Origin of the sequence: Pseudoalteromonas sp. SG43-5 (assembly GCF_014164345.1) — a bacterium.
In the GTDB taxonomy this organism is placed as follows: domain Bacteria; phylum Pseudomonadota; class Gammaproteobacteria; order Enterobacterales; family Alteromonadaceae; genus Pseudoalteromonas; species Pseudoalteromonas distincta.
In genome coordinates this window covers 329,789-352,203 of the sequence record NZ_JACJFA010000001.1, presented here as the reverse complement: position 1 = coordinate 352,203, position 22,415 = coordinate 329,789, and the positions used below count along the sequence as shown (strand labels likewise).

The 22,415-nt window shown below is 39.6% G+C and carries 20 protein-coding genes; 16 read left to right on the top strand and 4 right to left on the bottom strand.

The genetic code is table 11. The annotated features are described in order from the left end of the window. The first annotated feature begins 1 nt into the window (after nt 1). From aceF to H5161_RS01580, 3 genes are all read left to right on the top strand, one after another. The gene (gene aceF / locus H5161_RS01590) at nt 2-1,918 is read left to right on the top strand and encodes a pyruvate dehydrogenase complex dihydrolipoyllysine-residue acetyltransferase (RefSeq protein WP_182768553.1); all 1,917 of its coding nucleotides are present in this window, start codon (nt 2-4) and stop codon (nt 1,916-1,918) included. 205 nt (nt 1,919-2,123) lie between these two features. After that, nucleotides 2,124-3,548, top strand: a complete 1,425-nt coding sequence (gene lpdA, locus H5161_RS01585; protein WP_002957761.1) for a dihydrolipoyl dehydrogenase — start codon at nt 2,124-2,126, stop codon at nt 3,546-3,548. A 136-nt stretch (nt 3,549-3,684) separates the two neighbouring features. After that, nucleotides 3,685-4,365, top strand: coding sequence for a tRNA-uridine aminocarboxypropyltransferase (locus H5161_RS01580; protein WP_024594643.1), 681 nt, complete (start codon nt 3,685-3,687; stop codon nt 4,363-4,365). A 10-nt stretch (nt 4,366-4,375) separates the two neighbouring features. Here H5161_RS01580 and H5161_RS01575 read toward each other — a convergent pair whose 3' ends face one another. After that, entirely contained in the window at nt 4,376-4,891 is a 516-nt protein-coding gene (locus tag H5161_RS01575; RefSeq protein WP_024594644.1) for a hypothetical protein, read from the bottom strand. Between the two features lie 936 nt (nt 4,892-5,827). Here H5161_RS01575 and H5161_RS01570 point away from each other — a divergent pair. The 4 genes from H5161_RS01570 to H5161_RS01555 are packed head-to-tail and all read left to right on the top strand — an operon-like array spanning nt 5,828 to nt 10,461. Beyond that, nucleotides 5,828-6,832 carry a Fe(3+) ABC transporter substrate-binding protein gene (locus H5161_RS01570; protein ID WP_182768552.1) on the top strand — a complete coding sequence of 335 codons (1,005 nt, stop codon included), beginning with the start codon at nt 5,828-5,830 and terminating at the stop codon, nt 6,830-6,832. Continuing rightward, the gene (locus H5161_RS01565) at nt 6,832-8,463 is read left to right on the top strand and encodes an iron ABC transporter permease (protein WP_182768551.1); all 1,632 of its coding nucleotides are present in this window, start codon (nt 6,832-6,834) and stop codon (nt 8,461-8,463) included. Before H5161_RS01570 ends, H5161_RS01565 begins: the two co-directional genes overlap by 1 nt. Next, nucleotides 8,464-9,513, top strand: a complete 1,050-nt coding sequence (locus tag H5161_RS01560) for an ABC transporter ATP-binding protein (protein WP_182768550.1) — start codon at nt 8,464-8,466, stop codon at nt 9,511-9,513. 48 nt (nt 9,514-9,561) lie between these two features. Further along, entirely contained in the window at nt 9,562-10,461 is a 900-nt protein-coding gene (locus H5161_RS01555; RefSeq protein WP_182671418.1) for a Dyp-type peroxidase, read from the top strand. A 7-nt stretch (nt 10,462-10,468) separates the two neighbouring features. Here the strand turns inward: H5161_RS01555 and argR are convergent, their stop codons facing one another. Then, nucleotides 10,469-10,936 (bottom strand): transcriptional regulator ArgR, encoded by a 468-nt coding sequence (gene argR / locus H5161_RS01550; RefSeq protein ID WP_002957753.1) that lies wholly within the window; start codon nt 10,934-10,936, stop codon nt 10,469-10,471. A 225-nt stretch (nt 10,937-11,161) separates the two neighbouring features. Between argR and mdh the strand changes: the two genes are divergently transcribed. Beyond that, the gene (mdh, locus tag H5161_RS01545; protein WP_002957751.1) at nt 11,162-12,094 is read left to right on the top strand and encodes a malate dehydrogenase; all 933 of its coding nucleotides are present in this window, start codon (nt 11,162-11,164) and stop codon (nt 12,092-12,094) included. Nucleotides 12,095-12,184: 90 nt separating this feature from the next. Here the strand turns inward: mdh and ispB are convergent, their stop codons facing one another. Continuing rightward, complete coding sequence (gene ispB / locus H5161_RS01540; protein WP_024596483.1) at nt 12,185-13,156, bottom strand: octaprenyl diphosphate synthase; 972 nt, start codon at nt 13,154-13,156, stop codon at nt 12,185-12,187. A 422-nt stretch (nt 13,157-13,578) separates the two neighbouring features. Between ispB and rplU the strand changes: the two genes are divergently transcribed. From rplU to H5161_RS01505, 7 genes are all read left to right on the top strand, one after another. Beyond that, on the top strand, nt 13,579-13,890 hold the full coding sequence (gene rplU / locus H5161_RS01535) for a 50S ribosomal protein L21 (protein ID WP_002957748.1): 312 nt from the start codon (nt 13,579-13,581) through the stop codon (nt 13,888-13,890). 16 nt (nt 13,891-13,906) lie between these two features. After that, entirely contained in the window at nt 13,907-14,164 is a 258-nt protein-coding gene (gene rpmA / locus H5161_RS01530) for a 50S ribosomal protein L27 (RefSeq protein WP_002957747.1), read from the top strand. A gap of 138 nt (nt 14,165-14,302) precedes the next feature. After that, nucleotides 14,303-15,460 carry an Obg family GTPase CgtA gene (gene cgtA / locus H5161_RS01525; protein WP_002957746.1) on the top strand — a complete coding sequence of 386 codons (1,158 nt, stop codon included), beginning with the start codon at nt 14,303-14,305 and terminating at the stop codon, nt 15,458-15,460. 73 nt (nt 15,461-15,533) lie between these two features. Continuing rightward, entirely contained in the window at nt 15,534-16,025 is a 492-nt protein-coding gene (gene folA / locus H5161_RS01520) for a type 3 dihydrofolate reductase (RefSeq protein ID WP_138489689.1), read from the top strand. A 78-nt stretch (nt 16,026-16,103) separates the two neighbouring features. After that, the gene (locus H5161_RS01515; RefSeq protein ID WP_024594810.1) at nt 16,104-16,481 is read left to right on the top strand and encodes a DUF3718 domain-containing protein; all 378 of its coding nucleotides are present in this window, start codon (nt 16,104-16,106) and stop codon (nt 16,479-16,481) included. Between the two features lie 448 nt (nt 16,482-16,929). Beyond that, nucleotides 16,930-17,814, top strand: coding sequence for a UTP--glucose-1-phosphate uridylyltransferase GalU (gene galU, locus H5161_RS01510; RefSeq protein WP_024599885.1), 885 nt, complete (start codon nt 16,930-16,932; stop codon nt 17,812-17,814). A 130-nt stretch (nt 17,815-17,944) separates the two neighbouring features. Continuing rightward, the gene (locus H5161_RS01505; protein ID WP_024594812.1) at nt 17,945-18,418 is read left to right on the top strand and encodes a peroxiredoxin; all 474 of its coding nucleotides are present in this window, start codon (nt 17,945-17,947) and stop codon (nt 18,416-18,418) included. A 105-nt stretch (nt 18,419-18,523) separates the two neighbouring features. On the opposite strand, the gene H5161_RS01500 is transcribed toward H5161_RS01505, so the two are convergent. Continuing rightward, complete coding sequence (locus H5161_RS01500) at nt 18,524-20,650, bottom strand: S8 family peptidase (RefSeq protein ID WP_002957741.1); 2,127 nt, start codon at nt 20,648-20,650, stop codon at nt 18,524-18,526. Between the two features lie 328 nt (nt 20,651-20,978). Here H5161_RS01500 and H5161_RS01495 point away from each other — a divergent pair, with 328 nt between their 5' ends. Beyond that, on the top strand, nt 20,979-22,163 hold the full coding sequence (locus H5161_RS01495) for an NAD(P)/FAD-dependent oxidoreductase (RefSeq protein ID WP_182768549.1): 1,185 nt from the start codon (nt 20,979-20,981) through the stop codon (nt 22,161-22,163). Nucleotides 22,164-22,415 lie beyond the last annotated feature (252 nt).

Below are 22,415 nucleotides of genomic sequence, written 5' to 3'. Positions count from 1 at the left end.
AATGAGTATTGAAATTAAAGTACCTGATATTGGTGACGATGAAGTAGAAGTAACCGAAATATTAGTAAGCGTTGGCGATAAAGTAGATGTTGACCAATCATTACTAAATGTTGAAGGCGACAAAGCATCAATGGAAATACCTGCTTCTCAAGCGGGGACTGTAAAAGAGATTAAAGTTAACGTTGGCGACACCGTTACAACAGGCTCTTTAGTATTTTTGTTTGAAGGCGAGAGTGAAAGCACTGGTGAAGAAAAAGCATCAGCCGCTGCTCCAGCTAAATCTGAAGAGGCAGCACCAGCTGCTTCTACAGGTTCTTCAATTAAAGAAGTAACTGTACCAGATATTGGCGATGATGAAGTTGAAGTAACTGAAATCATGGTTGCTGTTGGTGACACCGTTGAAGAAGAGCAATCTATCTTAAACGTGGAAGGCGATAAGGCAGCAATGGAAGTTCCAGCTCCATTTGCCGGTACAGTTAAAGAAATTAAAGTAGCCGCTGGCGACACAGTTAAAACTGGCTCGTTAGTGTTTGTTTTTGAAGTAGCAGGAAGTGAATCTGCAGCACCGGCTAAAGAGTCGGCTCCTGTAGAAGCGCCAGCTGATAGTTCAACAGCAAGTTCAGCACCAAGCACTAAAGAAGTTAATGTGCCTGATATTGGTGGCGATGAAGTTGAAGTAACTGAAATTATGGTTGCCGTTGGCGACGAAGTTTCAGAAGATCAATCAATCTTAAACGTTGAAGGCGACAAAGCTGCAATGGAAGTACCAGCTCCATTTGCAGGTACAGTTAAAGAAATTAAAGTAGCCGCTGGCGATAAAGTATCGACTGGTTCATTAATTTTTGTATTTGAAGTTGCAGGCAGTGCGCCAGCGGCATCTGCACCAGCTGAAAAATCAGCACCTGCAGCAGCGGCTAAAACAGAGTCAGCACCGGCTCAAGCGGCACCTGCAAAAGCAAGTAATGAAAGCTTCACAGAAAATAGCGCGTATGCTCATGCATCACCCGTTGTTCGCCGTTTAGCGCGTGAGTTTGGTATTAACCTAGCTAACGTTAAGGGCACTGGTCGCAAAGCCCGTATAGTTAAAGAAGACGTGCAAAACTACGTTAAAAACCTAGTTAAGCAAGTTGAATCTGGTCAATTATCTGCAGGTAGTAGCGCAGGTGGTAGTGAGCTTGGTCTTATTCCATGGCCTAAAGTAGATTTTGCTAAATTTGGTGAAATTGAAGAGAAAAAACTGTCTCGCATTCAAAAGCTATCAGGTAAAAACTTACACCGTAACTGGGTACAAATCCCACATGTTACACAGTTTGATGAAGCTGATATCACAAGCCTTGAAGTATTCCGTAAAGAGCAAAATGCACTTAGCGAGAAGAAAAAGCTTGGCGTTAAAATCACACCACTTGTGTTTGTGATGAAAGCAGCAGCTAAAGCACTTGCAGACTTCCCAACATTTAATTCTTCACTGTCTAACGACGGCGAAAGTTTAATTCTTAAGAAGTACATTAACATTGGTGTTGCTGTTGATACGCCAAATGGTTTAGTAGTGCCAGTGTTTAAAGATGTTGATAAAAAAGGCATTATTGAATTATCACGTGAACTAATGGAAGTATCTGTTAAAGCCCGTGACGGTAAGCTTACATCGTCTGATATGCAAGGCGGCTGTTTTACTATCTCTAGCCTTGGCGGTATCGGCGGTACGGCATTTACGCCGATTGTTAATGCGCCAGAAGTTGCTATTTTAGGTGTATCTAAATCTGAAATGAAACCTAAATGGAATGGCAAAGAGTTTGAACCAAAACTAATGGTTCCGCTGTCTATGTCATACGACCATAGGGTTATTGACGGAGCATTAGCTGCACGCTTTACTGTGACTCTTGCAAGTTACATGAGCGATATTCGCCAGTTGGTGATGTAACCAGTTTAGTAAAATTGGTATACGCAATAAAATAAATAGAATCAAATCCCAGCCAGTTGTTTTTAGCTGGGATTTTTACCATTTGCAATGATACAATCTTTGTACGAATTGCATCACTTTGTGCGCTGCTCACTCTTTCTGCCTTGCAGAAACATGGCAGTTAAATTTTAGGGCAGTGTCCCGTTCAAACAATTAAGGTAAAAGCATGAGCAACGAATTAAAAACTCAAGTTGTTGTACTAGGCGGTGGTCCTGGTGGTTATTCTGCGGCTTTCCGTGCTGCTGACTTGGGCTTAGAAGTTACATTAGTAGAATCTCGCGAAACATTAGGTGGCGTATGTCTTAATGTTGGTTGTATTCCTTCTAAAGCACTTTTACACGTAGCTAAAGTGATTGATGACGCAGCAGAAATGTCATCTCACGGTGTTACTTTTGGCGCACCAAAAATCGATCTTGACCAAGTTCGTACTTGGAAAGATTCTGTAGTTGGCCAGTTAACTGGTGGACTAGAAGGCATGGCCAAAATGCGTAAAGTGAAAGTTGTATCTGGATACGGCAAATTCACTGGCAGCAATACTTTAGTAGTTGAAGGCGCAGACGGCGCTACAACTATCACGTTTGATAACGCGATTATTGCAGCAGGTTCTAAACCAGTTAACTTACCTTTCATCCCAGAAGATGACCGTGTAATTGATTCAACTGGTGCATTAGAACTTAAAGACGTACCAGAAAAACTACTTGTACTTGGTGGTGGCATTATCGGTCTTGAAATGGGTACGGTTTACCGTGCGCTAGGTTCTGCAATTGATGTTGTAGAATTTGCTGATCAATTAGTACCAGCAGCTGATAAAGACATTATCAAAATTTACCAAAAATACGTAAGCAAAAAATTCAACGTAATGCTTTCAACTAAAGTTGTTGGTGTTGAAGCTAAAGAAGACGGTTTATACGTAACGTTTGAAGGTAAAAACGCACCAGCAGAACCAGTACGTTACGACAAAGTACTTGTTGCAGTTGGCCGTACTCCAAACGGTAACTTACTTGATGCTGAAAAAGCGGGCGTAAACGTTGATGAGCGTGGCTTTATTAATGTTGATAAGCAATTACGTACTAACGTAAGCCATATTTTTGCAATTGGTGACTTAGTTGGACAGCCTATGCTTGCGCATAAAGCGGTTCATGAAGGTCATGTTGCTGCAGAAGTTATTTCTGGTCAGAAGCATTTCTTCGACCCTAAATGTATTCCTTCAATAGCGTACACAGACCCAGAAATCGCTTGGGTAGGTGTTACTGAGAAAGAAGCAAAAGAGCAAGGCTTAAAAGTTGAAACTGCGGTATTCCCGTGGGCAGCATCTGGTCGTGCAATTGCATCTGCTCGTACTGAAGGTTCTACTAAACTTATCTTTGATAAAGAAAGTGGCCGTATAATCGGTGGTGCTATGATCGGTATTAACGCGGGCGAAATGCTTGGCGAAATCGGTTTAGGTATTGAAATGGGTGCTGATGGTGAAGACTTAGCGCTTACAATTCATGCTCACCCAACATTGAATGAATCAATCGGCCTTGCAGCTGAAATTTTTGAAGGTTCAATCACTGATTTACCAAACAAAAAAGCAGCTAAAAAGAAGTAATTTAACTTCTTAGTATTTGCTTAAAAAACCCAACTTCGGTTGGGTTTTTTTATGTCTATTTTTAACTTAGATAAATATAAGATTAAATAACAAGAAGTCGTTACAATGCGCGCTTAATTAATTGAAGGTAAATACAGTGAAAAACTCAGTTTTAGCATTACGCGCTCAACAAATAAGTGAATCTCGTCGAGAGTTTAATGCTCGAGGCGGTAAATTAGATCGCTGTGAACAATGCCTGATTGCTAAGCACTACTGTATTTGCAAAGGTGTTGAGCATGCAGATTGTAAGGCCGCTGTGTGCTTACTGATGTATCATAATGAAAGCTTTAAACCTTCTAATACAGGGCGTTTAATTGCTGAAATAGTGCCAGATAACCACGCATTTAGATGGGATAGAACAGATCCTAACCCCGCTCTTTTAGCTTTAATAAATGATTCGCAGTATCAGCCTATGGTCGTCTTTCCTGCTGAAGATGTAGAAGAGGGCAGAGCCATTACAGAAGTGAGTATTGAATCAGGTAAAAAGCCGCTATTTATATTCTTAGATGGTACGTGGCGCGAAGCTAAAAAAATGATTCGCAAAAGCCCTTATTTAGATAACTTGCCTGTACTTTCTGTTACTGCTGATAAACTATCTGATTACCGATTACGTGTAGCCCCTCATGCGCATCAACTAGGCACTGCTGAAGTGGCTATTATGGTATTAGCACTTGCGGGCGAAATGGATGCATCGACAAAATTAGAGCAGCATTTTATTAAGTTTCGTGATGCGTATTTATTGGGTAAGCGCAATAAAGGCCGACCGCTAGAAGGTTAATTTTACGAAGTTAAGCAAATGCTTGCTGATTTTTTAAGTGAGCAAGTGCTTTATTTTGAATTGCTCTGAAGCCTTCTTCAGATGTTAATTGTAAAACAGTATTATACAATTGACTTATACTATTATGCACTTGAATAAACGAGATACAGTCTTCACCAATCATTTCTTTTGCTTCTTCAACTCGTTTTAAAAAGTAGCAGTTAATGTCTATTTTGCCATTAAATTGAGTCGTTGCAATTGCGTCTGCTATTCTATTAAGTTGATAGCTAAACTCATCAGGTCGAGCACCTTCACCCCACTTGCTAATACGAATGTCGCGTTCTAACTGAATAATTTCGTTAAGTATATTTTTAAACTCATTCATTGGCATATTTAAAAAGTTATAACCTTTGGGGTTAAATAAAGCTTTATAGGGATTTTCGCTGGGGATTTGCGCACTAAAAACACCAATTGGTTTTGCTGTACTTTCGTCTGATACTTTACATAAAAAGGTATTACTTTGAGATGTTTTAAAATTCATATCCATTGAGTATTTATGATCCTTGCGTTATTTAGTTATCGGCGCAATTAATAAAAAACTTAGCGAAATTTAAAATATTAATAAAGTATTTTAAGGTCTTAGCATTGATTTGCTGTGACGCGATATTACTCAGTAAAGATTAGTGATAGTTGCTCAGTGCTTTACTCACCCAAATTTTAGGCAAAGAAAAGCGCGCTCTATCTCTAGGCGCGCTTGCGGAATCTTCTAATTTTCTGCATCCTGCAATTGAACTTAATCAACTCCAATTTTCACTAATCCATGTTTATTACTATATTACTTTTTAGTTCTATGTAATGTAGGCCATCCGGGCCTGTATCCTTAAATTCCTAAACATCCTGTAGGGTAAATACTATTACCAAATCCTTAATTACACTTCCTAGTGTATCCTTGTTTTAACCAATCCCTTGTGTTGCCTTAAAGGCCTGTCCATTTATTCCTTCAACATCCTGTTGAACAACTTAGCCTTGTTGTTATCCTTTTCGCATCTTCTTGACGCTGTCCTTTTTACAACATTGCGTTGTGATACTCATCCTGAGCCTGTCCTAAAGTCCGTGTTGTCCTGATAACCTAATCATTGGTTGGTTGAGTAAGCAGTCCGTTTCCTTTTACTCAATAAGCGTCATTGCTTGGTTGATGCGTAAATTATAGTGCAATAGAGCAACTAAAATAGAGATAAAACTACATTCAATTAGTGTTTTTGCAATAGTAATAAAAATAAATCACATATGAATCATGTGTTTAACTGTTTTTAGGTCGTTTTTTATCTTGTTTTTTACTCATTAGCTGTCACATCCGTAAGACATCTCTTACACCGTATTTCCTTTTTGGGCGTTATTTACATATTTACATTTATTTAAAGTGTGCACTTTTAGAATGAGCACGGTAGAATTCGTTGATAATAACAGTTATTTAGGTGAAATAATGAAGACAGTATTTGCACTTGTTTTAGGGGTAGTTGCATCGGCACCAGTCTTTGCAAACGATGTTGTTAACATCTACTCATTTCGTCAACCGTTTTTAATTCAGCCAATTTTAGAAGACTTTACAAAGCAAACAGGCATAAAAACCAATGTTGTTTTTGCTAAAAAAGGGCTAATTGAGCGTGTTAAACGCGAAGGCAAGCACAGTAAAGCTGATTTAGTATTAACCTCTAACTTTAGCGCGCTTATTCAATTAGAAGATTTAAAATTAACACAAACTATAAAAAGTGACAGTGTAAATAACAATGTTCCAGCCGCCTTTCGTGACGGTGATGGCCAATGGGTTGCGCTTACTAAGAGAGTGCGTAATGTGTATTCATCAAAAGAGCGAGTTGGTGAGTTACCTAAGCTCACTTATGAAGATTTAGCAGACTCTAAATACAAAGGACAAATTTGTACGCGCTCTGGCAAACATCCATATAATTTAGGTTTAGTAGCTTCTATGATTGCACACCATGGTGAAGCGCAAACTAAAGAGTGGCTTGAAGGTGTGAAGGCTAATTTAGCGCGCAAGCCTCAAGGTAACGATCGTGCTCAAGTTAAAGCTGTTAAAGAAGGTTTATGTAACTTGGCATTAGGTAATAGTTACTACCTTGGCAAAATGCTAGAAGATAAAGAACAAAAAGGTTGGGCAGAGGCCGTAAATATTAACTTTCCGAATCAAGTTAATCGTGGCTCACATATAAATGTATCGGGTGCGGTTATTACCAAATACGCTAAAAACCCTGAAAATGCATTAAAGCTCATAGAGTATATGACCGACAGCAAAGCACAAAACATGTATGCCTCATTAAATATGGAGTATCCAGTTAAGTCGGGTGTTGAATTATCAACTTTGGTTGCCTCTTGGGGTAGTTTTAAAGAAGACAGCTTGCCACTTGATGAGATTAGTAAATATCGTCCGTTAGCGCTTAAGCTAATTGATGAGGTGAAGTTCGATCTTTAATGACTAATAAATTTAAGCTGTCTAAATGGCAGCTCTTTGCGTGGTCGACAGGCTTAATTCTATCGGCTCCGTTGTTTTTTCTTCTTTTTGAATCTCTACAAGGTAGCTCTGAGGTGTTTTCTCACCTGTGGGATACCGTGCTTTGGGATTACATAAACAATACCGTATTGCTTGTTTTAGGTGTTTGCGTCCTTAGCTGCGCCATAGCTTTGCCACTTGGGTGGCTAACGGCTTACTGTAGTTTCCCGGGTAAAAAACAGTTTGAATGGGCTCTTATGCTGCCCCTTGCTATGCCCACCTATATTATTGCCTATGTATACACTGATTTATTAGATTATGCGGGCCCTGTACAAATAGCACTGAGAGACTGGTTTGGCTGGCAATCGCCTAATGACTATTGGTTTTTTGATATACGTACACTACCCGGCGCCATAGTTATGATTGCCTTGGTGCTTTACCCGTATTTATTTTTAATTTTTAAAACGGCCCTTCGCGAGCAGTCATTCAAATTAGTGCAAGCTAGCCAGTTAATGGGGTTATCTCCTTGGCAAAGCTTTTTTAAAGTAAGTTTAGTGCTCTCTCGTGGGGCTATTGTGGCGGCTCTTGCGCTTATAAGTATGGAAACCATGGCTGACTTTGCAACAGTGAGTTATTTTGCCGTAAGTACATTAACAACCGCCGTATACGATACGTGGTTTGGTTATTACTCACTTACAGCGGCCGCTAAAATATCGGGTGTGATGTTATTACTGTTATTTTTAGCATTAATGGCAGAGCGCTTTAGTCGCCGAAACCAAGCGGTATTTGAGCGACAATCAAGTGTAAATAGCGAATCTCTCTATGTATTAAAAGGAAAGTCTGCTTGGCTCGCAACGGCATTTTGTAGCTTTATTTTACTTATCGCTTTTGTAATTCCTATTGCAGTACTTATAAATTACGCCATTACCTACTTTGATAAAGCATGGAATGTTGAGTTTTTTAGTTACGCTTGGCAAAGTTTAAAAGTGGCTGGAGTTGTAAGTGTTATAACCATTACATTGAGTATTTTTGTTGTTTTTTATCAGCGTGTGGCAAAGCAAACGTATCCGCTTATTCCTGGGCGTTTAGCAAGCACAGGCTATGCGCTGCCTGGCACAGTACTCGCTATTGCGGTTTTGTTACCTCTTACATTGTTAGAGAACACCATTAACACAGCGCTCGAGCCGTATAATTTAGATATTGGCTTACTGCTTACAGGTAGCATTCTTACTATTATTATTGCTTATATTGTTAGGTTTTACGCCATTGCACACGGAGCAATTGAGTCGAGTTTTTTACGTATTAGTCCATCACTTGATATGGCAAGCCAATCAATGGGTAAAAGCCAAGGGCAAACGCTGCGTTTAGTGCATCTACCTTTACTGCGAAGAGGATTGCTCACTGCTGCCTTATTGGTATTTATTGAGTGTATGAAAGAGTTGCCAGCTGCGCTATTGCTCAGACCGTTTAATTTTGAAAGCTTAGCTACTCATGTATTTCAGTATGTGAGCGACGAGCAATTAGAGCTTGCTTCAATATCTGCATTATTTATTGTTATCGTTGGGTTTATTCCTTTGTATTTTATTAATCGTTCTATGGAGCAGCGTAGTTAAATGAGTAGTTTAATTTTACAAGGCGTGAGCTATCACTATAACGGCACAAAGGTTATTCACGATTTAGATTTAACAGTGGGTAAAGATGAAATTGTTTGTCTACTCGGGGCGAGTGGATGCGGCAAAACAACCACATTAAAGGCGATTGCAGGTTTAATTGAAGCCAAGCAAGGGTCTATTTTTATAGACGGTAAATTAGTGAGTGATGAGCAATCTTTTGTCTCACCTGAGCATCGTAACATCGGCATGATGTTTCAAGATTATGCGTTGTTTCCGCATTTAACGGTGGCAAATAATATTGCATTCGGGCTTAGTAATATGAGCAAAGCTCAAAAGCAGCAACGCGTTGATGAAATGCTTAAGCTTGTACATTTAATTGGCTGTGCTGACAGGTTTCCACACCAGTTATCGGGTGGCCAACAGCAACGCGTCGCTATCGCTCGTGCATTAGCTTATAAACCTAGTTTATTACTCCTTGATGAGCCTTTTTCAAACATCGACACACAAGTACGCTTTGAATTAATTGCCGATATACGTCGAATTATTAAAGCAACTCAAGTATCTGCTGTGTTTGTTACACACTCAAAAGAAGAGGCGTTTGCGTTTTCAGATACACTTGCCATTATGCATTGCGGTAAAATTGCACAACAAGGCACGCCAGAGCAGCTTTTTGCAGCTCCATGTTCAAAGGAGGTTGCAGAGTTTCTGGGTCAGGGCATATACTTAAGCGCAGAAATGTTAACCGCAACTGAATATAAAACACCATTTGGTTTAGTCGAATCTTATGTTGAGAGTAAGCATAATGTAAGTGCAGGGCTTATATATGTGCGCCCTCATCAAATAGAGTTAGTGGCAGATAACCAAAGTGACAAATTCAGCAAGCGAGCTACCATCATAAGTCGTCGCTTTATTGGTTCGGCGTATGTTTATTCGCTTGTTATTGATGAACAAGAAATTGAAGTTGCAGCACAATATGGCCAGTCATTTGAAAATAATGATCAGGTTATAATAAAAATAAAACCTCACACGGTGAATTTTTTCGAATCGTAATTAATTTGTTATTCGCTGTGTTTTTATCTGTAAAACTAAGGAATAACAATGGCGCAAGCGCAATCAGGGATTTGTGCTGAAGCAAACTTACACGGTTTGCACTTATTTTTTAATGTGTTTGATGGTCAAGACGAATCACTTCGCGCAAAGTTAAAACAAGTAAGCGCTATAGAAGAGGAGTTTAGCGATCAATTTTCAGAATCAATGCTCTCTTGTATGGTTGCTATTGGTGCGCAATACTGGCCGCATATCCTCCCTGAATATATTCCAAGCGAATTACAGAGCTTTCCTAATATAACCCATAGCGATCACCAAATGAGCGTACAACCGTGCGATTTATTTGTACAAATTCGCTCTGACCGTGAAGACGTTAACCATTTATTTGCGCTGCAAATTTTAAAATTATTTGCCCCCGATGTAGAGCTGGTGGAGCAAATTCGGAATTTTCGCTTTTTAGATGGACGTGATTTTAACGGTTTTATTTATGGTGGCGACACCGCACATGGAAGAAAAAAGCGCGCTACGGCTTTAATCAGCAACCCTGGTAGCTTTGAAGATCAGGGGAGTTATATTCATGTTCAGCGTTATAAACATGATTTAACTATGTGGCAGCATTTATCATTGAGTGAGCAAGAGCAAATAATGGGACGTACGCGTCTTGATAACACGCTAATTACCCCAGCGATCGAAACCAGCCATGCTTCGCGAAGTGAGCTAAAAGACGAAGACGGACAACCACTACTATTAAATCAAAGCATGCCTTATGGCGACGTGTATGAGCAGGGAATGTTATCAATTACATGCGCTTGTACGGGCACCGCATTTGAAAAAGTACTTAATAGTCGTTTAGGGGAAGGGGATTGCTACGACCACTGGCTTGATTTTACTCAAGCCGATATGGGCTCTGCTTTCTTTGCACCTTCAATAGGGTTTTTAAAACAAATTTAATTTGCTATTAAACCGTATCAAATAAAATGCGAACGCGTTCAAGTGTTACATCTATTTCAGATATTTTAGCAGGAGCGATAAAAATAGTGTCATCGCCGGCAATAGTTCCTAGTACGCCATCTGCTTTACCTAATGAATCTAATAAACGTGCAATAAGCTGAGCAGCACCAGGGCTGGTACGAATGATGATCATCATTTCGTTGTGCATAATGTCGATTACTAATTGGCGTAATGGGCTTTTAGCCGTAGGTACACCCATTTCAGCAGGTAAGCAGTAAACCATTTCTTGTTTGGCATTGCGTGTGCGTACAGCGCCAAATTTACTTAACATGCGTGAAACTTTACTCTGACTTATATTGTCAAAACCTTGATCTTTTAACGCATCAACTATTTCGCCTTGAGAGCCAAAATTTTCTTCTTTTAATAGTGATTTAAATGCTTTTACTAGTGCTTCTTGTTTATCTTGTGGTTGCATAGTCTTTATTCGTTTTTGTTATTTATGCCGCAAATTCTACACAAAAATGAATAATTATGCAGCAGTTGTTTAGTTAACTTGCCAGTTTGATGCGTTAAATCACATAAGTTTACGACTATGGTCGAAAATATACTTGAAATAGACAGGATAAATTTGTTTTTAGTCGCTAATTTCATTATCTTAAGAGCCACAAATGTTTCCTACCTCAAATTACGGAGAATTCCAATGAAAGTTGCTGTATTAGGTGCTGCAGGCGGTATCGGCCAAGCGTTGTCTTTATTATTAAAAACAGGCTTACCAGCTGGCTCTGAATTATCACTTTATGATGTTGCACCAGTAGTACCAGGTGTTGCGGTTGACCTTTCTCACATCCCAACAGATGTTAAAGTTGCAGGCTTTGGCGCAGACGATTTAAATAAAGCGCTTGAAGGCTCTGACATCGTTCTTATCCCAGCGGGTATGCCGCGTAAACCAGGTATGGATCGTGCTGATTTATTCAATGTAAATGCTGGCATCATCAAAACGTTAGCAGAAGGCATTGTTGCCAGCTGTCCTAAAGCGTTAGTAGGTATTATTACTAACCCAGTAAATGGCACAGTTCCAATTGTTGCTGAAGTATTCAAAAAAGCAGGTACTTACGACGCTAAACGCGTATTCGGTATTACTACGCTTGACGTTATTCGTTCAGAAGCATTTGTTGCTGAACTTAAAGGCGTAGACGTAGCAACTGTAAAAGTACCAGTAATTGGTGGTCACTCAGGCACAACTATTCTGCCTCTACTTTCTCAAGTTGAAGGTGTTTCTTTCACTGATGAAGAAGTTGCTGCACTTACTCCACGTATCCAAAATGCGGGTACTGAAGTTGTAAATGCTAAAGCAGGCGGTGGTTCAGCTACGCTATCTATGGGTGCTGCTGCAGCTCGTTTTTGTATGTCTTTAGTTAAAGGCCTACAAGGTGAAGAAGTTGTAGATTACGCTTACGTTGCTGTTGAAAATGGCGATGCAGAGTACTTTGCACATCCAGTACGTTTAGGTAAAAACGGCGTAGAAGAAATTCTTTCTTACGGCGAACTAAGCGCATTTGAAACAAAAGCAAAAAATGACATGCTTGAAACTCTGAAAAAAGACATCAAAGAAGGTGTTGATTTCATGGCGTAATAGCCGCTTTAAGCAACAAAAAAGCCTGCATTTGCAGGCTTTTTTATTGCTCAGAATTAATGTCACACTGTGTAACTTAACTAGTTAAAACTAGTGGTCGCGGTCAACCGCAATACGGGCAAGGCTTATAAGTGCTTGCTTATAGTCAGACTCAGCTAAAAAGTCTAAACAGGCAATGGCTTTTTCGGCCTCAAGCTCTGCTTTTTGCATTGTAAACTCAAGCGCATTAGTTTGTTTTAGTGCAGTTAAAATTTCTTCTAAATGCTCCATACCATTACTGTGCTCTATTGCATCACGAATGAGCTGTGTTTGCTGCTCGCTACCATGTTGCATAGCATAAATAAGCGGAAGGGTTGGTTTGCCTTCAGCTAAATCATCGCCAATGTTTTTACCTAGCTGCTCAGCATCTGCATTGTAATCGAGTACGTCATCTACTAGTTGAAACGCAGTACCTAAATGCATACCGTATAGGTTTAGTGCATCAAGTGTCGCTTGGTCTTGCTCTGTGATAATGGCAGCAAGGCCTGTAGCTGCTTCAAATAATTTAGCCGTTTTAGAGTAAATAACCTGCATATAGCTGGCTTCAGTCGTATCTGGGTCATTGCAGTTCATCAGCTGCAATACTTCACCTTCAGCAATAATGTTTGTTGCATCGGCAAGTACTTGCATAATCTGCATTTTTCCAAGGCCAACCATAAGCTGAAATGAGCGAGTGTAAATAAAGTCACCAACCAATACGCTAGCAGCATTACCAAATTCAGCATTTGCTGTAGGCGTGCCACGTCGTAAGTTTGATTCATCTACAACATCATCATGCAATAGCGTTGCTGTATGGATAAACTCAACAATTGTTGCAAGTGTTATGTGATCTTTACCCTGATAACCGAGCGCTTTGGCTGCTAAAATAGCCAGCATTGGACGAACGCGTTTGCCGCCACTGCTAACTATATATAAACCAAGCTGATTAACTAACGCCACATCTGAGCGCATTTGCGCATGTATAAGTTGATTGACGTCATTCATATCGCTTTCGATTAACGCCTGGATAGCTTTTATATCCATTGATCTCCGAGCCAATTTTTATGTGTGAACGGCGCAGATTGTACAACAAAAAATGCACTAGCTCGATATTTTGTGACGATTGATTGAAAAAACACTATTAAAGTACTTAATTTAGACTGAATTAGCCAAGATAACTGATTAATTGATAATCAATATAGAGTTTATGGTGTGCTTAGATATTGAGCTGTGAGGGTCATATTTAAGTACATTAATTTATTTCGGCTAAGAGTTAAAAAGCGCTTGGCAAAAGGGCCAATTAATATAAAATGGGGTAAATATTGAATTGCTCTCAAAGCAGCTACTTTTTATTCATTTTAATTACAAAATAGGCTTGCTAGTTATTTCGCGTTAGCGTAAACTTCGCGCCCTATCGAAGAATATTTTAGTTGCGCCGATTTGAGGGTGCACAGACGGAGTTAATTATGTACGCGGTTTTCCAAAGTGGTGGTAAACAGCATCGTGTGACTGAAGGTCAAACGATTCGTCTTGAAAAATTAGACGTTGAAACTGGTGCGGCAGTAGAATTTGATTCAGTACTTTTAGTTGCTGATGGTGAGAAAATCGAGATCGGTGTACCGTTCGTAAACGGTGGCAAGATAACAGCTGAGGTTGTTTCACATGGTCGCGGTGAGAAGATTAAGGTTGTTAAATTTAGACGCCGTAAGCATTCTCGTAAGCAAATGGGCCATCGTCAATGGTTCACTGAAGTTAAAATCACTAGCATTAGCGCTTAATTAGAGGTACTTAGAAATGGCACATAAAAAAGCAGCTGGTAGTACTCGTAACGGTCGCGATTCAGAAAGCAAACGCCTAGGTGTTAAGCGTTTTGGTGGCGAATCAGTTCTAGCGGGTAGCATCATTGTTCGTCAGCGTGGAACTCGTTTCCACCCTGGTACTAACGTAGGTATCGGTAAAGACCACACTATCTTCGCAAAAGCAGATGGTAAAGTTCAGTTTGAACAAAAAGGTCCTTTAAACCGTAAATACGTAACTATCGTAACTGAGTAATCAGTAAGGTAGTTAAAAACCCCGCCTTTGCGGGGTTTTTTGTTTTGTAGTCAGCCAATATATACCCGAGCCTGCATTTGTGCTGGCTTGGGTATATAATAGAGTTATTAAACAAGCCAATCCCTAAAGTGAGTAATCATGAAGTTTGTAGATGAAGTAGAAATTCGCGCAGAAGCTGGAGACGGTGGCAGCGGCATCGTGTCTTTCCGTCGTGAAAAATATGTTCCAGATGGTGGACCAGACGGCGGTGACGGTGGAGACGGTGGTAGTGTTTATCTACAAGCTGATGAAAACTTAAATACCTTAATTGATTATCAGTTTGAGCGCTTCCATAGAGCTGAACGTGGTACTAACGGTCGTAGCCGTAACTGTACAGGCCGAAAAGCTGATGACTTGTTTGTTATGGTGCCTGTAGGCACGCGCATCATGGATGTTGATACCCAAGAGGGACTTGGCGATTTAACGCAACATGGTCAACGAATTTTGGTTGCAAAAGGTGGTTTCCACGGCTTGGGGAATGCGCGTTTTAAATCAAGTACTAACCGAGCACCTCGTCAAAAAACATTAGGCACACCAGGTGAAGTACGTAACTTAAAATTAGAGTTACTATTATTAGCTGATGTTGGTTTACTTGGATTACCAAATGCCGGTAAATCTACGTTTATCCGCAGTGTATCTGCAGCAAGACCAAAAGTAGCTGATTACCCATTCACGACGCTTATTCCTAATTTAGGTGTAGTACGTCCTGAAGCAAATAAATCATTTGTTATAGCCGATATTCCGGGTCTAATTGAAGGTGCATCTGATGGCGCAGGCCTAGGTATTCGCTTTTTGAAACATTTAGAGCGTTGTCGTGTGTTATTACACATCATTGATGTAATGCCGGTAGATGGTTCAAACCCTGTTGATAATGCGTTTTCGATTATTAACGAACTGCACCAATACAGCCCTAAATTAGCTGAGAAGCCACGCTGGTTAGTATTTAATAAAATAGATTTATTACCAGAGGATGAAGCAAAAGCGTTATGCGAATCGATTGCAGAAGAGCTGGGCGAAACTGAAAATATCTATCACATTTCAGCAATTAATAAACTTAACACTCAACCATTAATCCACAACATAATGACACTACTTGATAGCATGCCTAAAGAGAAGTTTGTACAAGTGGAAGATGAAGAAGTTGAATTTAAGTGGGATACCTATCATGAAAAAGCCACTAAAGGTAAGGGCAATGATGATGATTGGGATGACTGGGATGAAGATGATTACGACGTAGAAGTTGTCTACGAGCGTTAATTAAATAGAATTTACTAAAAAGGAGCTTATGCTCCTTTTTCTTTGTTTAAGAATAAAGTACTAGGTGTTTATTATGATAATTTCAATGATAGCAGCAATGGCAAATAACCGTGTAATTGGTCTAGATAATAAAATGCCATGGCATTTACCTGCAGATCTTCAGCATTTTAAAAAGGTCACTACGGGTAAGCCTGTGATCATGGGTCGTAAAACTTTTGAGTCTATAGGTCGTCCATTACCTGGGCGCCGTAATATTATTATTACTCGAAACAGCGAATATACTGCACAGGGTATTGAAGTAGTAACTACGCCAGATGCCGCATTAGAACTCGTTGCTACTGCTGAAGAAGTAATGATTATTGGTGGTGGTAATATCTATGAGCAATTTTTACCAAAAGCAGAGCGCCTGTATCTAACTTTTATTGATTTAGATGTTAAAGGCGATACACAGTTTCCTGATTACAATAAAGTTGCTAATTGGTACGTGAAAGAAGAGCAAGAAAACCATCCGGATGACAAGAATTTATCTAGTTATAAATTCGTAACTTTATATAAAGAACGTTAACATTATTGCGTAAATTTTGATAGATTGATATAATATTCGATAGTCTATATAAGAACAAAGTATTATAAAGGGTTTGTCATGTTTAAATTACCAAAGCTAGTTGCACTTACTGCCGTTGTAGCTGTTAGTTCGTTTTCGTATACAGCACCTGTAAATGCTGAAGATCAATTAGCAGTATCTATTTGTGAATATATTGCGGCAGACGATAAAAACCGATTACGCAGCAAGCTTAAAAGCTCTCGTGTAAAAATTCGTAATATTTATGATGCAGTACAATGTAATGGTAATAACTTATTACGTCATGCTGTTGCTAGTAATGCAGTAGATACTGGTGAGTATATAGTTAAAAACTTATCAAAAAGTGCGTTAACAGATGGTGCTGATATTGCTTGGGCTGAAGGGAATTTTGCCAGCTCACCGCTTATTGCAGTAATTAAAGAGCGTGCAGGTCTTTAATTATAAAAAGGTTTTGTAACGCGACCTTTAGTTAGAAATTTATTGGTCTGGGTTTGTTATTTATAGCAAACCCAGGCTTTTTTCGTTTAGCTAATGTAATCTCACCCCACAACAAAATCATTAATAAACTTCATAACTTACCTGCTCATTTTAAATAACCAAAAATGTAGAGTCTCTGTTTAATAAACAGCTTCAAATTTACTTCTTCAAAAGAGGTAACTTTATTCAGCTGGTATCTATTTTGTATCTGCTAGTTTGTACCAATACGCAATAATACTTAATTATTTTGCGGGGCTAAACGTGTCGCTACCGGTGTTAAAAATTCTTATTTAGAACAACTAAGTAGCGAATTTTTTGCCTAGCTATCAACACGTTTTTCCATCCTAAAAATAGATCACTTAATTAAGCGAATTGATATTATTTACAAACTTAATCACTAAGGACAGATATGAAAGCTGTAATTCCAGTAGCTGGCTTAGGGACGAGAATGCTCCCTATGACAAAAGCTATCCCAAAAGAAATGCTCCCAATAGTCGATAAGCCTCTAATTCAATATATTGTCAGCGAATGTGTGTCCGCTGGTATTAAAGATATTGTGTTAGTTACGCATAGCTCTAAAAATGCAATCGAAAACCACTTTGATACAAGTTATGAACTAGAAGCGACTCTTGAGAAGCGTGTTAAACGAGCTTTATTAGATGAAATTCGCTCTATTTGTCCGCCTGATGTAACTATTATGAGTGTACGCCAAGGTGAAGCTAAAGGGCTTGGACATGCTATTTTATGCGCTAAACCAATAGTTGGTGATAACAACTTTGTTGTGCTCCTGCCTGATGTGATACTTGATGCCTATACTGCGGATCAAGAAACTGAAAACTTAGCGGCCATGATTAAACGCTTTAAAGAAACTCAAGCAAGCCAAATAATGCTTGAGCCGGTAGCTAAAGAAGACGTTAGTAAATATGGTATTGCTGATATAAACGGTGTTGAGTTAATGCCAGGTAAAAGTGCTGCAATTAAAGCAATGGTTGAAAAACCTGATGCAGATTTAGCGCCTTCTAATCTAGCTGTTGTAGGGCGATATGTACTGAGTAAGAATATTTGGCCTCTACTTGCAAAAACGTCTGTAGGTGCTGGCGGTGAAATACAACTTACAGATTCTATTGACGCATTAATGGCACAAGAAACCGTTGAAGCATTTCATATGAGTGGTCGCTCTCACGATTGTGGAGATAAGTTAGGTTACTTAAAAGCAATTGTTGAGTACAGTCTGCGAGATGAAAAGCTAGGTAATGATTTTTCAAGTTTTATAAATGATTTGAATTTACCTTAATACAGCGCGTATTCTTCGTTCTATGGTAGGCTGTTTTGAGCTACTAAGTTAGCCGTACTTTTTATACATAGTAGTAGGCTACGTAGTACGATTGTTACTTATTCTGTATTAATCTTTTCAAGGAATTACCATGATTGAGCAAGGCCAAGAATTACCAGCAGTGACGTTAACGCAATTAACTGACGACGGTATGCAATCTCTTACAAATAAAGAATTGTTTGAAGGTAAAAAAGTCGTGTTATTTGCAGTTCCTGGTGCGTTTACACCAACGTGTTCAAATGCCCATTTACCTGAATTTATTACCCTTGCTGATAAAATTAAAGCAAAAGGTGTTGATGCTATTTACTGTGTATCAGTTAATGATGCATTTGTTATGAAAGCATGGGGTGACTCACAAAACGCGCAAGAAATTACAATGCTTGGGGATGGCGATGGAAGTTTCACTAAATCGTTAGGGCTTGATAAAGATACTGCTAGTTTTGGTGGTATACGTTCAACGCGTTACGCTATGATTATTGAAAATGCGCTAGTAACAGGTTTATTTGTAGAACAAGACAAAGAGTTTGTTGTAAGCCGCGCAGAATCAGTACTAGAGAAGCTATAACAGTAATAAAGTGTAGATTTTAGTTTTAACTAATCTGCTAGTTATTATTGAAAAACCGATGTTGGCAGCAACATCGGTTTTTTTATTAAAGGCTCAAACTTTAAATTACGGTTGGTATTGCCCGCTAAGCGTTAAACCAGAGAAAGTGCTATAAGCGTTAACGCTTAAGTGCCAAGTACCTGCTTGTGGATTAGTAAATGTACATGTTTCTGCATTGCCATTTTTATAAGGGCGGCAATCGTATGAGCTTGCTGTTGGTTGGCTACCGTATTTTACAAATAAATCAGCATCGCCACTGCCACCCGATGTTGTTACTGTAAACGTACTCATTCCAGCTGGTACATCTAACGTGTAATGTTTCCACTGCCCAGTATTGGCTGACACATCGCTTATAGTGCCGCCACCTGCTTGTGGAGTACCTGAACCGCCACCCGATGATGAACCACCAGTAATATTACCTACTAAGCTAACAGCTGAATACGCAGAGTAGCCGTTAAGCATTACGTGGTAAGTTCCCGCAGTAGGGTTATCAATAGAACACTCTTCGCTATTACCGCCTTTATATGGACGACAATCATAGGTAGTAGTTGTAGGTTTACTGCCTGCACGTACGTATAAATCAGCATCGCCAGTACCACCACTCATAGTGAATGTTACGTTAGTTGCACCGCTTGGTACTGTCATCGTGTAAAATGCTTGTGCATTTGCAGCCCCACTTAAACCTGTTTTAGCTTCACCATTAATAAGCTCGCTATCGCCACCGGTAGGTGGAGTAGTGCCGCCACTTGCTGCTGCAACAGCTGCGGCAGCATCAACAATACCCGTACCACAGCTAGTACATGTTGCAGGGAACGAACGGGTAGTTGATTTTAAAATACTTTCTATTTCGTCAGGCGTTGCATCTGGCTTTGCTTGCTTAATAAGTGCCGCAACACCTGCTACGTGGGGCGCAGCCATTGATGTACCTTGTGAAAAGCCATAGCTGTCGCTTGAAGGTGTAGACGAACCTGAATTGTAAGTTGATAGAACGCCTTCAGAGTCGTTTGCAAAGCTTTGTGCGCCACCTGGTGCTGCAACATCAATATTGCTACCGTAGTTTGAGTAATAAGCTCTGCCGCCATTACGGCCCACTGAGGCTACGTTTACTACACCGTTACAGTTACCTGGGTTGTAGTTTGCTGAGTTATCGTTATCGTTACCTGCAGCAATAACTACCACAGTGCCGTTACTACGTGCTGTGTTAATTGCATTTTGAGTTGTAGAGCTACATGAACCGCTCCCACCTAAACTCATATTAATTACATCAGCAGGGTTTGAGTTAGCAGGAATACCTGAAACACTTCCACCAGATGCCCAAATAATACCGTCTGCAATATCAGAGGTTAAACCACCACACTTACCTAGTACACGAACAGGCACTACTTTTGCGTTATAAGCTACGCCTGCAACACCTTCACCGTTATTGGTTACCGCAGCAACTGTGCCGGCTACGTGCGTGCCATGCCAGCTAGAGTTTTGTGCACCGTTAGTACCACATTCATTCGCAGCAACTGCATCACCAGGATCACGTGCATCGCTATCGCGACCACCACCGTCATTAGCTACCGAAAGGTTAGAGATCATATCGTAACCCGGTAAAATATTAGCGTTTAAATCAGCATGAGGGCGGTAGCCCGTATCTAGTACAGCTACAACTACACCGCTACCCGTTGCGGTATCCCATGCGGTCGGTAAGTTTAAACCACCGGCTTGCTCGTAGTAGTGCCATTGGTCATCAAAACGTGGATCGTTAGGAGTTGAAAACGGCTTTAGCATTTGATCCACTTCAATGTATTCAACATTGCCAGAATCAACCATTTCTTGCATAAACTCTTGGGCCTCAGCCGCACTTAATTTTTTATCAGCACGCATTACGTGATGATTATTAAGTGCCATTGCACGAACGTATTTTGCTTTTACTTTGCCTTTTTTAGAAGCGAAGTTTTTAACAAAGCTTTGTGCGCGCTTTTTCATGCTAGCTGGGCTTGCGTCTGCAGTTGAGAGGCTCGCCATTTCGTTATTATTTTTATATTTAATAATGAACTGAGTTTCGAAACCGCCTTGGCTTTGTAGTTTAGCCGATGTTTCAGCCATTGAACTTGAAACTGATTGAGCCATGCCAGATGTTGCAGCAAAAAGCGTACTAACTGTAATTGCAATTGCGCATCTTTTAAAAGTTTTACTTGTTGTCATAATTATCCCTAGATTTTTATTTATTATTTCGTGATGTAGGATCACGATGCGGGAACAAAAGTAAACGATCTGTTAACTAGGTTAAAATATCAATTTATTATGTACCTCTTTCATTTAGTTATAACTCAGGTTTTTAGCGGTTTACTCGTTGTTTAGTATTTGTCATATAAATTAAAAATAAGTATAAAGGGTTGGTTTATTGTGCGGGTAATTATTCCCGACTTATTACTGATGCGTTTTTGTTGTGTTATTGCTAATAATTTAAATGCTACGTTGTTAGCTATCAAACTTTGCTATAATCGGAAAAATTTTTTAGTAGGGTAAAATAATGAGTCAAGTAGATGTAATTGTAATAGGTGCGGGAGCTGCAGGATTAATGTGTGCAGCGCAAGCTGGATACCGTGGCCGAAGCGTTACAGTACTTGATATGGGGAAAAAACCAGGTCGTAAAATTTTAATAAGTGGTGGTGGGCGTTGTAATTTTACAAATGAAAACGCAACCCCTGATAACTACTTATGCGCAAATGCTCATTTTGTTAAATCATGTTTAAGTCGCTATACACAGCATGACTTTATTGAGCTGGTAGACAGACATGGCTTGGCGTATCACCATAAAACACTAGGTCAGCTTTTTTGCGATAACAATGCACAAGACATTGTTGATATTTTACTGACCGAATGTGAGTGGGCCGGGGTAAATATAAAACTACGCAGTGAAGTGATCAGCGTATCAAAAACCGAAACCGGCTATAGCGTTACCACAGAGCAAGAAACCTTAAGCTGTGAGTCGTTAGTTATAGCATCAGGTGGCTTAACTATGCCAAAACTAGGGGCTACACCAATAGGTTATAAAATTGCAGAGCAGTTTGGCTTAAGCGTGTTACCAACTATGGCTGCACTTGTGCCGTTTACTTTGCATCAGCATGATAAAGAGCGTTTTGAAGGGCTCTCGGGAATTAGTATCCCTTGTGAAGTTTCAAGCGAAGACGGCACCGTATTTAAAGAAAACATCCTCTTTACTCACCGAGGGTTATCGGGCCCAGCAATATTGCAAATAAGCTCATTTTGGAGAGCAGGGCAGGCTGTAACTATAAACTTATTACCTGAAATTGATTTAAGGCAGCAACTTGCTGATTGGCGAGAAACGCAAGCCCAAAAGTCCTTAAAAAATAGCCTTGCAACTATTTTACCTAAACGCTTTATAGAAATACTGCACGAAAGCAAAGCGATACCAGATTGTAATATTAATCAGCTTACCCATGCTCAAATAAATGAGTTAGTAAATTATATTCATGCGTGGCAAATTAAACCCAATGGCACAGAAGGTTATAGAACAGCAGAAGTAACATTGGGCGGTGTAGATACCGACGAGTTGAGCTCAAAAACCTTTGAAGCTAAAAAAGCTAAAGGCTTATATTTTATAGGTGAAGTAACCGATGTAACGGGCTGGCTTGGTGGCTACAACTTCCAGTATGCGTGGAGCTGTGGATTCGCTTGTGGGCAGTACGCCTAAGTGTTTTATTCGAATACAAATGAAGACAATTCGAATTAAATGAAAACAATATTGAGCCACTAAACTTGATATGCATTAGGTCAAACCTGAATAGACACTTTTGGTAAATAGATTTTTTACCAAGCCTGACTGTCTCAAAAGCCATAAAGGTCATTCATTTTGATTAATAAACAACCTAGTTATTAATTTAGTCATATTAGAAAGATGTCTCCGCAATATCCAAATTGGAGTAATAATTTAAACCTTGTGATT

Coding starts and splice junctions, on each gene's coding strand:
- H5161_RS01575 (WP_024594644.1), bottom strand. CDS start 4,891: ATGGATATGAATTTTAAAACATCTCAAAGTAATACCTTTTTATGTAAA.
- ispB (WP_024596483.1), bottom strand. CDS start 13,156: ATGGATATAAAAGCTATCCAGGCGTTAATCGAAAGCGATATGAATGAC.
- H5161_RS01555 (WP_182671418.1), top strand. CDS start 9,562: ATGGCGCAAGCGCAATCAGGGATTTGTGCTGAAGCAAACTTACACGGT.
- argR (WP_002957753.1), bottom strand. CDS start 10,936: ATGCAACCACAAGATAAACAAGAAGCACTAGTAAAAGCATTTAAATCA.
- H5161_RS01495 (WP_182768549.1), top strand. CDS start 20,979: ATGAGTCAAGTAGATGTAATTGTAATAGGTGCGGGAGCTGCAGGATTA.
- H5161_RS01570 (WP_182768552.1), top strand. CDS start 5,828: ATGAAGACAGTATTTGCACTTGTTTTAGGGGTAGTTGCATCGGCACCA.
- folA (WP_138489689.1), top strand. CDS start 15,534: ATGATAATTTCAATGATAGCAGCAATGGCAAATAACCGTGTAATTGGT.
- mdh (WP_002957751.1), top strand. CDS start 11,162: ATGAAAGTTGCTGTATTAGGTGCTGCAGGCGGTATCGGCCAAGCGTTG.
- H5161_RS01505 (WP_024594812.1), top strand. CDS start 17,945: ATGATTGAGCAAGGCCAAGAATTACCAGCAGTGACGTTAACGCAATTA.
- H5161_RS01515 (WP_024594810.1), top strand. CDS start 16,104: ATGTTTAAATTACCAAAGCTAGTTGCACTTACTGCCGTTGTAGCTGTT.
- H5161_RS01500 (WP_002957741.1), bottom strand. CDS start 20,650: ATGACAACAAGTAAAACTTTTAAAAGATGCGCAATTGCAATTACAGTT.
- cgtA (WP_002957746.1), top strand. CDS start 14,303: ATGAAGTTTGTAGATGAAGTAGAAATTCGCGCAGAAGCTGGAGACGGT.
- galU (WP_024599885.1), top strand. CDS start 16,930: ATGAAAGCTGTAATTCCAGTAGCTGGCTTAGGGACGAGAATGCTCCCT.
- aceF (WP_182768553.1), top strand. CDS start 2: ATGAGTATTGAAATTAAAGTACCTGATATTGGTGACGATGAAGTAGAA.
- H5161_RS01565 (WP_182768551.1), top strand. CDS start 6,832: ATGACTAATAAATTTAAGCTGTCTAAATGGCAGCTCTTTGCGTGGTCG.
- lpdA (WP_002957761.1), top strand. CDS start 2,124: ATGAGCAACGAATTAAAAACTCAAGTTGTTGTACTAGGCGGTGGTCCT.
- rpmA (WP_002957747.1), top strand. CDS start 13,907: ATGGCACATAAAAAAGCAGCTGGTAGTACTCGTAACGGTCGCGATTCA.
- H5161_RS01560 (WP_182768550.1), top strand. CDS start 8,464: ATGAGTAGTTTAATTTTACAAGGCGTGAGCTATCACTATAACGGCACA.
- rplU (WP_002957748.1), top strand. CDS start 13,579: ATGTACGCGGTTTTCCAAAGTGGTGGTAAACAGCATCGTGTGACTGAA.